Source organism: Blastochloris viridis (assembly GCF_001402875.1).
GTDB lineage: Bacteria > Pseudomonadota > Alphaproteobacteria > Rhizobiales > Xanthobacteraceae > Blastochloris > Blastochloris viridis.
In genome coordinates this window covers 1,078,822-1,091,086 of sequence record NZ_CP012946.1, presented here as the reverse complement: position 1 = coordinate 1,091,086, position 12,265 = coordinate 1,078,822, and the positions used below count along the sequence as shown (strand labels likewise).

The following is a 12,265-nucleotide window of genomic DNA, read 5'->3' as shown; positions in this document are numbered from 1 at the left end:
TGCTTTCCGATACGGAAGCGCAGCGCTTCGGCCGCGCCCGAACGTCATGTCGCGACCGCGAACGCCGCATCGAACGGCGAACGCCGGCCTCGCGGGAGGCCGGCGTTCGCACAACTCTTGACGTGGGGCCGGGGCTGGCGCTGGTCCAAGCTTGGCGATGGGTCGGGCTCAATCGTCCCGATAGACCCGCTCGCGGCGCTCGTGCCGCTCCTGGGCTTCCACCGACAGCGTGGCGATCGGCCGAGCTTCCAGGCGCTTGAGCGAGATCGGCTCGCCGGTCTCCTCGCAGTAGCCGTAGGACCCGTCTTCCAGACGATCGAGCGCAGCATCGATCTTGGCAATCAGCTTGCGCTGGCGGTCTCGGGCCCGCAATTCGATGGCGCGATCGGTTTCCGAGGAAGCTCTGTCAGCCAAATCAGAGTGATTTTGGTTTTCTTCCTGAAGATTGAGCAGCGTTTCGCGGCTCTCTTTCAGGATATCCTCTTTCCAGCCGAGCAACTTCCTGCGGAAGTACTCGCGCTGTCGTTCATTCATGAACGGTTCGTGTTCGGAGGGCTGGTAGCCGCTCTCGATCACGATCGACGAAACGGTGGGATCGACCGTTTCGTTGCTCGAAGCATTGGCCATGGTGACACCGTTCTGCATCGAGGCATGTCCTGTTACCGGTCGGGCTTATAGCCATCCCGACCGGCCGCATCAACGGCCAACAGCGTCATCACATCGTCAAATAGAAATTACGGCCCGGCAACCGGTTCAGCGTTGCACCGTTCGGCCGCGCTTGGCGAGCTCCACCGCGACGCGCAGGTCGATGGCGTCGATCACCGAATCGAGCCCCGGCTCGCCGGTCTGCTCGCGCAGCGCCGCGGCCGCTGTTTCGAGCCGGGCAAGCGCCGGCCCGATGCTTTCGCCGGCGATCAACGCCAGCTTCATCTCGTCGAGCAAATCGAGCGCCTGGCGGCTGCGCGCCACAGCGCGGCGGCGGCGCTCGCGCGGATCGCTTTCCTGCACCATCAACAGGGCATCGAGCGATTGGGTCACCGCCACGGCGGAGGTCTTGATCGACTCTGAGACGGCGGCGGAGTCTTCGAGGCTGAAGCTGGCAGCGGAGCCGCCGCGCGCCTGTCGCGCTCCGTTTGTGGTCGTCACGTTGCCCGTCTTGCGAGGACCGACGATCAACATACCGCTCCCCCACCCACACCCCGCGGATGCGTTGGAAACATTGGGCTCGCATGATTAACACTTCGTGAAAAGCCCGGCAGGAACTGCCGACATCGGCAACTTTTGTCCGGCTGCGACCGCTGTGCGTTAACGGATTTCAACGCTTCTCCCCGGATAATCAGCACATTCCGAGTTGGCACGTGATTGGCAAGGGCATGCTCGTTCGAGTCCTGGGAGTGCATCGATGCTGGCCGTTCTTGCCCGACTTGCGGGCCACCTAATCGCCGTCGGGCTGGTTGTTGTGCTCGCCGCTCCCGCCGCGCTCGCCCAGTCGCGCATCAAAGACCTCGTCGACATTGAGGGCGTGCGCGAAAACCAGCTGATCGGGTACGGCCTTGTCGTCGGCCTCAACGGCACCGGCGACACGCTCAACAACTCGCCCTTCACCAAACAGTCGCTGCAGGCGATGCTGGAGCGTTTCGGCGTCAACACCCGCGGCGTCAATATGCGAACCGGCAACGTCGCCGCGGTGGTGGTGACCGCCAAGCTGCCGCCGTTCGGCACCCAGGGCACCCGCATCGACATCGTGGTGTCCGCGCTCGGCGACGCCAAGAGCCTGAAGGGCGGCACGCTGTTGGTGACGCCGCTGCTCGGCGCCGACGGCAACGTCTACGCGGTGGCGCAAGGCTCGGTCGCCATCGCCGGCTTCGAGGCCGAAGGGCAGGCCGCCAAAATCACCCGCGGCGTGCCGACCGCCGGCCGCATCGCCAACGGCGCCATCATCGAGCGCGAGATCGAATTCGTTCTGCCGCGCATGACCAGCCTCCGGCTGGCCTTGCGCAATCCCGACCTCACCACCGCCCGACGCATCGCCGCCGCGATCAACGATTTCGTCGGCGCGCCCACCGCCGAGCCGCTCGACCGCGCCACCGTCAACGTCGCCGTACCGAAGAATTTCCACGGCAACATCGTTCGCCTGCTCACCGAGATCGAGCAGCTTCGCATCGAGCCCGACCAGACCGCGCGCGTGGTGATCGACGAACAGTCCGGCATCATCGTGATGGGACGCGACGTCCGGGTGTCGACCGTCGCCGTCGCCCAGGGCAACCTGACGGTGACCGTGACCGAAGGCCCGCAGGTGAGCCAGCCCGGCGCGTTCTCGAACGGCCGCACCGTGGTGGCACCGCGCACGCAGATCGACGTGCAGGAGGATGGCCACAAGCTGGCCGTGGTGCAAAGCGGCGTGTCGCTGCAGCAACTGGTCGACGGCCTCAACGCCCTCGGCATCGGCCCGCGCGACATGATCTCGATCCTGCAGGCGATCAAGGCCGCCGGCGCCATCCAGGCCGAAATCGAGGTGATGTAATGGCCAGCATTTCGTCTTCGGCCCTGATCTCGCGCGGCGGCATGGCGGTGGAAACCATCGCCACCGCCCCGGCCGGCAAGAACGCGAAGATCTGGGCAGCGGCGCAGGATTTCGAGGCGATGTTTCTCAACACCATGCTCGAGCCGATGTTCAAGGGCCTCGGCGAGGAAGGACCGTTCGGCGGCGGCAGCAGCGTCGAGACATGGCGCGGCATGGTGGTCCAGGAATGGACCAAGTCGATCGCCTCCGCCGGCGGTCTCGGCATGACCGACCAAATCTACAATGACATTCTCGCTTTGCAGGAGAACCGGAAATGACCTCGATTGCGGGGGCCATGCCCCACGAACTGATCTCCCCGAGCGCTGTCGAAAGCGCGGAGAGCGCGCGCGACCTGGTGCTGCGGTTGGCAGACACCATGGACAAGTTGCTCGAGGTGGTCGAGACCGAGACCGAGATCGTGCGCACCGGAAAGGTGTCGCAACTCGCCGAGCTCGAGGCGGGCAAGGTCGTGCTGGCACGCCGCTACATCCGCGACATCGAGTGCCTCAAGGCGAATGCTTCCTTCATCGGCCGGGCGATCCCCGAACTGGTCGAGGAGTTCCGCCAGGGCTACATTCAGTTTCGCGCGGCGCTCGAGGCCAACATGACGGTTCTGGCAACGGCGCCCTCAGTGTCCGAGGGCATCGCCCGCGGCGCCACCGAGATGGCCACGCAGGAACGCGCGCAAACCTACTGAGAGGCCGGCCGCGCCGGCAGCGAGAGGTTCCAGGACGCCCGGCCCCCGGCCGATCGCGGCAAGCCGCGCGCTGTGAGCCGAGCGCACCTTCATCGCCGCGCCGTCGCCGCCCCCTCCCGCGGTGCGGCCGACGACGAGCTCGGACGGGGACGGATCCGCTTGATGCCGACAGGCACCGCCCCCGGTGAAGCGACTGAAATTACACGCCATTTCCGCACACGTTTACCACATTTCCTAACAGGGGCTTAAGACCTTGCTGCCACCGTCAAAGCTGACGCCTTCATAAGGCTGTGCTGGAAACCCCGGGACATTCCGTTCCGGCCGGCAGGGAGGCCAGGATGGAAACGGGCTTGACGATCCGACCGGCAGCGGGAACGACCCTGTTCGGGGCTGCGCGTGAAGAGTCGGTTCCTTTGCCGAAAGCCGTGCCAACCGAGCTTGAGCCCGAAAAGGCCGTCATCGCCACCGGTGAAAGCGGAAAGATCGAAGCGCTTCCCGGCAGCCCGCGCCGACGTGGCGACAACGCGACCTCGGCCAGCAACGGAACCGAGTCCGACATCGAGACCCTGGTCATTTTCGATACCGAATCCCGCGATATCATTTTTCGTATGATCGACGTACGGAGCAAGCAGATCATCGATCAGATTCCGGACCACGCGCTGTTGCGCCTGCGGGCCTATTCGCGGGCGATCGAGAACGGCGAGTCGGTCATCGTCGCATTGGCGCGAACCGACACCGCCGCCTGATCCGGCCCCGACGCCAATCTGCCCGCCTGCCCGGACAACAGGTCGCGGCCGCCGATCTGGCCGTTGAGCAGATCGAACGCCTCATCAAGAGATCGAACATGTCCGTGGCCGCCGTCAGCACACGGCCGTTGGCGTCAGAGGCGGTCTGCCGTCGCAGCCGCGGCCCCGTCGCGATGTCGATATTGCCGCGCACCTCGGGCCGAACCCCTGCAAAATCTCCTCCCCCGCGGAAAATGCCGGTAACCGCTTGCCCGATGCCCGCTGCGTTCCCTAGTGTTCGATCGCGTTAGGCAAAGGATCGGACATGCGCTTCCAGGGCACCACCGACTACGTCGCTACCGATGACCTCAAGGTCGCCGTCAACGCCGCCATCGTGCTGGAGCGCCCGCTGCTGGTGAAAGGCGAGCCCGGCACCGGAAAGACCGTGCTGGCGCTCGAAATCGCCAAGGCGCTGTCGGCCCCCCTGATCGAATGGCACGTCAAGTCGACCACCAAGGCGCATCAGGGCCTGTACGAGTACGATGCCGTTTCCCGGCTCCGCGACAGCCAGCTCGGCGATGAGCGCGTCAAGGACATTCGCAACTACATCAAGCGCGGCAAGCTGTGGGACGCATTCACCTCGGCCGAGCGCCCCGTTCTTCTGATCGACGAAATCGACAAGGCGGATATCGAGTTTCCGAACGACCTTCTGCTGGAACTCGACCGGATGGAGTTCTTCGTCTACGAGACCGGCGAGACCGTGAAAGCGCGGCGCCGGCCGATCGTGATCATCACCTCCAACAACGAGAAGGAGCTGCCGGACGCCTTCCTGCGCCGCTGCTTTTTCCACTACATCCGGTTTCCCGACACCGAGACGATGCGAGCCATCGTCGAGGTGCATTTCCCCGGCATCAAGCACCGGCTGGTGGCCGAGGCCCTGCGCACCTTTTACGAAGTGCGCGACGTTGCCGGGCTCAAGAAAAAGCCCTCGACCTCGGAATTGCTCGATTGGCTCAAGCTGCTGCTGGTGGAGGACATCGCCCCCGAGCAACTGCGCGAGCGCGACCCCAAGAAGCTGATCCCGCCGCTTCATGGCGCGCTGCTCAAGAACGAGCAGGACATCCATTTGTTCGAGCGGCTGGCGTTCCTGTCGCGCCGCGAGGGGCGGTGAGGCGCCTCCCATACGGTTTCCAGCAGATCACGTCGTGATGCCGGAAACGATTATGCCCCGTCGCACAAGGGGATCTCGGCGATCTTGTCAGCGCCGATCAGCGCGATGAGATCGGCATCGCGGGTGAGCGCGACATAGCCCCCGGTTTCCGCGGTGCGCAGATAGGTCGACACCGGAAGCGGTCCCGCCGGCAGTGGCGCGGTGCGGCACGCCCCCGGCTCCACCGACAGCGTGACCGAGCCGCGCCGGCCTTCGGCCTTGCGCTGCTTGATCTCGGTGCGCGCCTCGGCGAGCTTGGCGGCATCGGCCGGGTCGAGCCTGAAGGCGGTGGTGCCCGCCCCCAACCGCGCCACCTGGGCGCGCTCGGCCGGATCGGTCACCTCGCGCAGCACGAACACGCGCTCCTCGCGCTCCCCGTCCTTGAACGCCACCATCAGCTTGAGCCGGGTCTGGTCGCGCCGTGGCGCCAGCGGCGGCGGCAGCGTCGCCGCCGCCCGCAACTCGGCAAAATCGGTGGTGGCGAAGTCGATTTTCGCCAGCTCGATCATCGAGGCCACCGGCACATGGCCGCAGCCTCCCAGCGCGGTGAGCAGGACACACCGCGACAGCCAGCGCCCGCACGTCCTTCCCGCTGCAAGCATGCACCCCACCATGACCACCTCCATTGACATGATATTTTTAATGTAGCACATTAATTTTATCACGTGTCAACGAAGGGTCCCCACCATGATGGACACCCCGCTCAACCGTGTGCGCCGGCTGTCGCGCACGTTCGAGATCGTCGCGATCGCCGGAATCGTGCTCATCGCCGCCGGCGCCGTGCTGGCCTTGGTCATCCCCGACTGGACGCGAAACCTGCTGCTCGCCCGGCTGGGCCAGACCGGCATCGCCTTGCCTTTGACGCCGACGACAAAGCTGGGGGTCGCCGCGGTGGTCGCGGTGCCGATCGGAGTGATGCTCTACGGGCTATGGGCGGTGCGCGGCCTATTCGGAGAGTTCGCGCGCGGCGACGTGTTCAGCGCAGCCGCCTGCCGCCGGCTGGAGGTGTTCGGCATCACGGTGCTGGCGCAGGCCCCGCTCGGCCCGTTGACCGCGACGGCGCTGGCGCTCGTCACCTCCTACGCCAATCCGCCCGGCCAGCGCCTCTTGGTGCTGACGCTCAGCATCAACGACTATTTCGCGCTGATCGTCGGCGGCGTCTTGGTGGCAGTGGCGCGGGTGATGCGGGAAGCCGCGCGCCTTGCCGAAGAGAACGCCAGCTTCGTGTGAGGGCGGCCGTGCCGATTATCGTCAATCTCGACGTCATGCTGGCGCGGCGCAAGATGCGCTCGAAGGAACTCGCGCAACGCATCGGCATCGCCGAGCCCAACGTCTCGCTGCTGAAATCCGGCAAGGTGAAGGGCATCCGCTTCGATACCCTCGCCCGCATCTGCGAGGCGCTGGACTGCCAGCCCGGCGACATCCTGGAATATCGCCCAGACCATGGCCCAGATGCCGAGGACGGCAGCGGGGAGGGTTGATCCCCGCGCTCAAGCCATCGGCGGCGGTGCAACCAGATCGCTGGCCGAGGCCGGCGGCAAGATCGCAGGCGGCGCCTCGGCTTTCTCCCGCTGCTCTGCCCGCCGCAGCAGCATCTCGTCGCGGCGGTCGCGCAATTGCATCGACCAATAGCCGAGCTGAACGGTAATGCGGCCGAGCACGCCGGCCGGCACCAGGCCGAACGGGATGAACAACCGCCAGCGGTCGTCGCCGTCCAGGATGGCTGAGGCGATCAGCCAGCCGGTGCTGGCGGTGGCGGCGAGGCCGTGGTCGCCGAACGCCGAGGCGAGCCACAGGCCGGGGCCGAGCCGGCCGACCTGCGGCATCTTGTGGGCGGCGACGCCCATCACCCCGCTCCAGGCGTGGGCGACCTCGATTCCGGCAAGCTGTGGGAACACCGCGGCGATATCGGAGGCTATGAGGCGGTGAAGCTGCGCCGGCGGCCGGGTGCGGGTGGTGATGCGGCCGCCCCACAGCAGCCGCTCGCCGACAACGCGGAAGTTGTCGCCGCCGGGCCGGTTGTCGGACACCGCCCCGGAATAGCGAATCGCCGCGGCGAGCCGGTCGCCGAGCGGGGCGGTGACGCCGATATGGGTCGCCACCGGCACGATCGATTGCGCCAGCACTGGGAACGCGCGGCCGACCCCGGCCGAACCGCACACCACCACCTCGTGCGCCCGCAGACGCCCCTGCGGGGTTTCGATCCGCTTGCGTACGCCGTCAAGATCGGCGTGAACCACCGGCGACTGCTCGAAAATGCGCCCGCCGGCGGCCTCGACCGCTGCAGCAAGCCCGATCACGAAATTGAGCGGGTGAAGGTGGAATCCCTCGGGCAGCGCCAGCGCGGCGCGGTAGCGCGCCGTCGCCAGCACCTCCCGCACCTCAGGGCCTCGCCACAGCTCGGCCAGCGAGCCCCACCGCGCCACCCGTTCGGCCAGCCGCGCCGCCGCGTCCTCGCCCGCGGTGCGGAAGGCGATCAGCCGGCCCGCCACCGGATCGACCCCCGGCATATCGGCGGCGGCCGTGCGAACCGCCTCGACGCCCTCGACCGAAAGCCGCCACAACGCCCGGGCATGGCGCTCGCCGACCCGGGCGACGATTTTTGCCGGGTCCTCGGCATAGCCCGGGCTGACGAACCCGGCGTTGCGGCCGCAGGCGCCCTCGCCGATGCGGCCGGCCTCCACCACCACCACGTCGCGGCCGCGCCGCGCCAGTTCCAGCGCCGTCCACAGCCCGGCCAGCCCCCCGCCGACCACGACGATTTCGCAATCGAGCTCCGCCCCGAGCAGAGGCCGCGGCGGCCGCGCCACCGCGCCGGTCTCGTAGAAGGTGCCGTTGGCCGAGCTGAGCATGCGAGGGGTGTAGACGGCCGGCCTCCGGGGAGCAATAACCCGGAATGTCGAGATCGACGCGGAGGTCACCCGATTCATGCGCCGACTGATGCTGCTCCGTCACACCAAGTCGGATTGGTCGCAAACGACCGCCGACCGCGGCCGCCCGCTCAACGACCGCGGCCGCGTGGCCGCACCCCTGATGGGCGCCTATCTCGCCCACCACGCGCTGGTACCGGACCGCGCGGTGGTCTCGCCGGCCCGCCGGACCCTGGAGACGTGGGAGCTGGCGTCGAAACCGCTTGCCGGGCTGATCGAGCCGGTGGTCGACGAGCGCATTTATGAGGCAAGCGCGGACAGCCTGCTGTGCGTCGTGCGCGACCAGCCCGAACACTGCCACCTGCTCTTGCTGGTCGGCCACAATCCCGGCCTGCAGGACCTCGCCTTGCGGATGATCGCCACCGGCGACGCCGAGGCCCGCCGCCGCCTCGCCGAGAAATATCCCACCGGCGGCTTGACGGTGATCGACTTCGCCGTCGACGATTGGAGCGTCGTGCATCCCCGCTCCGGCCGACTCGATCGATTCGTCGTACCCAAGATGCTGGATGCCCCGGCCGACTGATGGCGACCACCTGGACCGATTACCTTGAGGACGCCCGCATCGCGGCCCGCGCGGCGCGCGATTATGTCGGGGGGCTTTCCCGTCCCACCGTCCGCCTCGGCATCACCGGCCTGTCGCGGGCAGGCAAGACCGTGTTCATCACCGCCCTGGTCGACGCCTTGTTGCGAGGCGGCAGCCAGTTGCCGGTGTTCGAGGCGATGGCGTCCGGCCGCATCGCCCGTGCCACGCTGGAGCCGCAGCCCGACGACACGGTGCCTCGCTTCGACGTCGAGCGCCATATCGCCACCCTCACCGGGGCCGACCGGCGCTGGCCGGAATCGACCACCCGGATCTCCGAGCTGCGCGTCGCGGTGACCTACCAGCCCGCACGCGGCTTCGGCACCGCCGAGCGCACCTTGATCGTCGACATCGTCGACTATCCCGGCGAGTGGCTGCTCGACCTGCCGCTGCTCAACCGCAGCTACACCGAGTGGTCGCAAGAGGCGGTGCGGCTGTCGCGCGAGCCGGTGCGCGCGCCGCTCGCGGCCGACTGGCACATCCACCTCCAGACCCTGAACCCCGACGCCCCGGCCGAGGAGAACGAGGCGGTGAAGGCGGCGACGCTGTTCCGCCGCTACCTCACCGCCTGCCGGCAGGAGCGCTTCTCGCTGTCGCTGCTGCCGCCCGGCCGCTTCCTGATGCCGGGGGATCTGGAGAACTCGCCGGCGCTCACCTTCGCCCCGCTCGATCTGCCCGAGTTTCCCGGCGAGCCGGTGCCCGGCTCGCTGCGGGCGATGATGGAGCGCCGCTACGAGGCCTACCGCTCGACGGTGGTGCGGCCGTTCTTCCGCCACCACTTCGCCCGGCTCGACCGCCAGATCGTGCTGGTCGACGCACTGTCCTCGCTCAATGCCGGGCCCGAGGCGGTGTGCGACCTCGAGAACGCCATCGGCACCATCCTGGAATCGTTCCGCACCGGGCGGCGCACGCTGCTGTCGTCCATCGTCCGGCCGCGCATCGACCGGGTGATGTTCGCCGCCACCAAGGCCGACCACCTCCACCACGCCAGCCACGACCGGCTCGAGGTGTTCCTGCGCCGGCTGGCCGACCGCGCCATCCGCCGGGTGTCCTATTCCGGCGCCGCCATCGACGTCGCTGCTGTTGCCGCGGTGCGGGCCACTCGCGAGGCGCGGGTGCGCACCGGCGGCAACGAGTACGAGGCGATCGTCGGCACCCCGCTGGCCGGTGAGCGCGCCGGCGGCGACGTGTTCGACGGCAAGACCGAGGTGGCAATGTTCCCGGGCGAATTGCCCAAGGACCCCGACCTGATGTTCAGTGGCCGGTCGGTGTTCCGCGGCCTCACCGCCGCCGACCCGACCGAAACCGACTACCGCTTCCTGCGTTTCCGCCCGCCCATCGTTCCCCGCGGGGCACCGCTGCCCCATATCCGCCTTGACCGTGCGCTGCAATTCCTCCTCGGCGATCGCTTGGGTTGACCATGACCGAACCGCCCCGCCGCCGTCCCGTCGTCTTCCGCCTCGATGACCCCTCGGTCATCGTGTCCGATCCCAGTGCGCCGGTGCGTCCGCCGGCGCCCCGCTCGCCGTCACCCCAGCGCCCGGCCGAGACGCCGCTGGAAAAAGTGCCCGAGCCGGTGACGCCCGCCCCATCCGCCGCAACGGCATCGGCCACCGCCGCGCCGGGGTCGCCCGACGTGCCGCAACCGGCCGCAACGGCGGCGCCCAAGCCGGCCCCCAAACCGCCGGAGCCGCCGACCGCCCGCATCGACGTCGAGCCGAGGCCGCTCACCACGCCGCGGCCGCGCGCCCAGACCGCCACCACCGCAGCGGCACCCGCAGCGGCCAAGACCAGAAGCCGGCTCGCCACCGCAGCGTGGTCGGCGGTCGGCGGCCTGATCTCGCTCTATCTCAGCCTCCAGGTCTGGATGCTGATCGAGGACCTGTTCACCCGCTCGGCGATGCTCGGCGCGCTGGCGTCGGCTCTGGCGCTGATCGTCGCCGTTGCCGCCGTCATCTTCGGCATGCGCGAGCTGGTCGGCCTGTTGCGGCTGGAGAACATGGCCAAGGTGCGCGCCGAAAGCGAAGAGGCGATCGCGCTCGACGACCGCGCCCGCGCCGAGAGCGTCGTCACCTCGCTGATCGGCTTTGCCGCCGACAACCCGCGCCTTGCCCGCGCCCGCACCGAGCTTACCGAGCATCTGGGGGCGATCATCGACGGTCGCGACCTCGTCCATCTCGCCGAGCGCGAGTTGATGGGACCGCTCGACGCCGAAGCCCGACGCATGGTGGCGGAAACCGCGGCGCGGGTGTCGGTGGTCACCGCGGTGTCGCCCAATGCCGCCATCGACCTCCTTTTCGTCGCCGCCAGCGCCATCAGTCTGGTTCGCAAGCTCGGCCTGCTTTATGGTGGGCGCCCCGGCGCGCTCGGCCTGCTCAAGCTGGGCCGGCAGACGCTATCGCTGCTGGCGGTGACGGGCAGCCTGGCCGCCGGCGACGCGGTGCTGCAGCAGATGGTCGGTCACGGCCTCGCCGCCAAGCTGTCGGCCAAGCTCGGCCAGGGCCTGCTCAACGGCATGCTCACCGTCCGGCTCGGCGTCGCCGCGATCTACGCCATCCGCCCGCTGCCGTTCTCGGTGCTGCCGAAACCGACGGTGCGCGAGTTAGCAGCAGACCTGATGCGTCGGGCCAAGGCGGACGATAACAATGCAGAGGACCGCAACTGATCCGAATTGCGGATGCCTCTTTCAGGTTGGGTCTCAAAGCCAAGAGCGACATTCCATGTTCAAGAAGATCCTGGTGCCGGTCGATCTCGCAGAGCTGGATTTCTGCAAGTCCGCGCTCGACGCCACCGTGAGCATTGCGCGGACCGACGGCGCCGCCGTGCGTCTGCTCAATGTGATGCAGCATCTGCCGGCGATGATGGCGGAATACCTGCCGGCAGACTTCGACAATATCCAGCAGAAGAACGCCACCGAGGCGCTGGCCAAGCTTGGTGCCGGTCTCGATCTGCACCCCGCCAACATCTCCGCCGCGGTGCGGATCGGCCCGGTGCACCACGAGGTGCTGGAGGAGGCCAAGGAGTTCGGTGCCGATCTGATCGTGATGAGCTCGCACGACCCCGGCCTGCGCACCTATTTCATCGGCTCCAATGCCGCGCAGGTGGTGCGCCACGCCCATTGCTCGGTGATGGTGGTGCGTGGCCGGTCCGAGCCGCGCTGACTCCGGTCGGCGCGCCTCAACAGGAACCGTACGCGCTGCGCGCCACGGCGCCGTGGCGTCCAACGTCCAAGGCCGGCCGCGGCGGAGACCTCGCGCTGTCGTCCCGGACAAGCGGCGAAGCCGCGCGATCCGGGACCCATGATCCGCTAGGCTCGCAGTCGCCCACGGCGACGCGGCGCCGCTCGCGTTGCCGTTGCCGGGGGGCGGAATTCCGGTGGCAAACGGACGAAATCCGGCCGATCAGGCCGGAATTTCGCATTCGAGGCGCTGGAAATCCCGGCTTCGAACGTCGATTTGTCGGCAACGGCGTTGCCAACATCCCTCCGTGATCAACCGCAAACCGCATCTGGCGCGCTGCGTCCTGCTGCGGATGACGATCAACAGAAAAAGCGACGGTCC

The 12,265-nt window shown here is 68.0% G+C and carries 15 protein-coding genes; 11 read left to right on the top strand and 4 right to left on the bottom strand.

Translation table 11 applies throughout. The features are described 5' to 3' along the window. Positions 1-168 precede the first annotated feature (168 nt). Positions 169-534: an RNA polymerase-binding protein DksA gene (gene dksA / locus BVIR_RS04855; RefSeq protein ID WP_417852052.1), complete on the bottom strand. Its 366-nt coding sequence runs from the start codon at positions 532-534 to the stop codon at positions 169-171. Positions 535-753: 219 nt separating this feature from the next. Further along, positions 754-1,179 carry a flagellar assembly protein FliX gene (locus tag BVIR_RS04850; protein WP_055036680.1) on the bottom strand — a complete coding sequence of 142 codons (426 nt, stop codon included), beginning with the start codon at positions 1,177-1,179 and terminating at the stop codon, positions 754-756. Between the two features lie 223 nt (positions 1,180-1,402). Here BVIR_RS04850 and BVIR_RS04845 point away from each other — a divergent pair, with 223 nt between their 5' ends. The 5 genes from BVIR_RS04845 to BVIR_RS04825 all read left to right on the top strand — a co-directional run bounded on the left by BVIR_RS04845 (position 1,403) and on the right by BVIR_RS04825 (position 5,156). Then, positions 1,403-2,524 (top strand): flagellar basal body P-ring protein FlgI, encoded by a 1,122-nt coding sequence (locus BVIR_RS04845; protein ID WP_055036679.1) that lies wholly within the window; start codon positions 1,403-1,405, stop codon positions 2,522-2,524. Then, positions 2,524-2,841, top strand: coding sequence for a rod-binding protein (locus BVIR_RS04840; protein ID WP_055036678.1), 318 nt, complete (start codon positions 2,524-2,526; stop codon positions 2,839-2,841). Before BVIR_RS04845 ends, BVIR_RS04840 begins: the two co-directional genes overlap by 1 nt. Beyond that, positions 2,838-3,260 (top strand): hypothetical protein, encoded by a 423-nt coding sequence (locus BVIR_RS04835; RefSeq protein ID WP_082416714.1) that lies wholly within the window; start codon positions 2,838-2,840, stop codon positions 3,258-3,260. Before BVIR_RS04840 ends, BVIR_RS04835 begins: the two co-directional genes overlap by 4 nt. Positions 3,261-3,598: 338 nt before the next feature. Further along, a complete protein-coding gene (locus tag BVIR_RS04830; RefSeq protein WP_145911859.1) occupies positions 3,599-4,006 on the top strand; it encodes a hypothetical protein in 408 nt (135 codons plus the stop codon). A gap of 304 nt (positions 4,007-4,310) precedes the next feature. After that, a complete protein-coding gene (locus BVIR_RS04825; protein WP_055036676.1) occupies positions 4,311-5,156 on the top strand; it encodes an AAA family ATPase in 846 nt (281 codons plus the stop codon). A gap of 50 nt (positions 5,157-5,206) precedes the next feature. Here the strand turns inward: BVIR_RS04825 and BVIR_RS04820 are convergent, their stop codons facing one another. Continuing rightward, positions 5,207-5,797 carry a hypothetical protein gene (locus tag BVIR_RS04820; RefSeq protein WP_145911860.1) on the bottom strand — a complete coding sequence of 197 codons (591 nt, stop codon included), beginning with the start codon at positions 5,795-5,797 and terminating at the stop codon, positions 5,207-5,209. An 85-nt stretch (positions 5,798-5,882) separates the two neighbouring features. On the opposite strand from BVIR_RS04820, the gene BVIR_RS04815 reads away from it, so the two are divergent. Beyond that, the gene (locus BVIR_RS04815) at positions 5,883-6,425 is read left to right on the top strand and encodes a DUF2975 domain-containing protein (protein ID WP_055036674.1); all 543 of its coding nucleotides are present in this window, start codon (positions 5,883-5,885) and stop codon (positions 6,423-6,425) included. 8 nt (positions 6,426-6,433) lie between these two features. Continuing rightward, positions 6,434-6,676: a helix-turn-helix domain-containing protein gene (locus tag BVIR_RS04810; RefSeq protein WP_055036673.1), complete on the top strand. Its 243-nt coding sequence runs from the start codon at positions 6,434-6,436 to the stop codon at positions 6,674-6,676. Positions 6,677-6,685: 9 nt separating this feature from the next. Here BVIR_RS04810 and BVIR_RS04805 read toward each other — a convergent pair whose 3' ends face one another. Then, positions 6,686-8,047, bottom strand: a complete 1,362-nt coding sequence (locus tag BVIR_RS04805) for an NAD(P)/FAD-dependent oxidoreductase (RefSeq protein WP_055036672.1) — start codon at positions 8,045-8,047, stop codon at positions 6,686-6,688. 76 nt (positions 8,048-8,123) lie between these two features. Between BVIR_RS04805 and BVIR_RS04800 the strand changes: the two genes are divergently transcribed. From BVIR_RS04800 to BVIR_RS04785, 4 genes are read left to right on the top strand one after another with little or no spacing between them, the layout of a single operon-like run. After that, positions 8,124-8,648 carry a SixA phosphatase family protein gene (locus tag BVIR_RS04800; RefSeq protein ID WP_055036671.1) on the top strand — a complete coding sequence of 175 codons (525 nt, stop codon included), beginning with the start codon at positions 8,124-8,126 and terminating at the stop codon, positions 8,646-8,648. Next, a complete protein-coding gene (locus tag BVIR_RS04795; RefSeq protein ID WP_055036670.1) occupies positions 8,648-10,123 on the top strand; it encodes a YcjX family GTP-binding protein in 1,476 nt (491 codons plus the stop codon). Before BVIR_RS04800 ends, BVIR_RS04795 begins: the two co-directional genes overlap by 1 nt. 2 nt (positions 10,124-10,125) lie before the next feature. After that, complete coding sequence (locus BVIR_RS04790; protein ID WP_055036669.1) at positions 10,126-11,370, top strand: YcjF family protein; 1,245 nt, start codon at positions 10,126-10,128, stop codon at positions 11,368-11,370. Positions 11,371-11,425: 55 nt separating this feature from the next. Beyond that, a complete protein-coding gene (locus tag BVIR_RS04785; protein WP_055036668.1) occupies positions 11,426-11,866 on the top strand; it encodes a universal stress protein in 441 nt (146 codons plus the stop codon). Positions 11,867-12,265 lie beyond the last annotated feature (399 nt).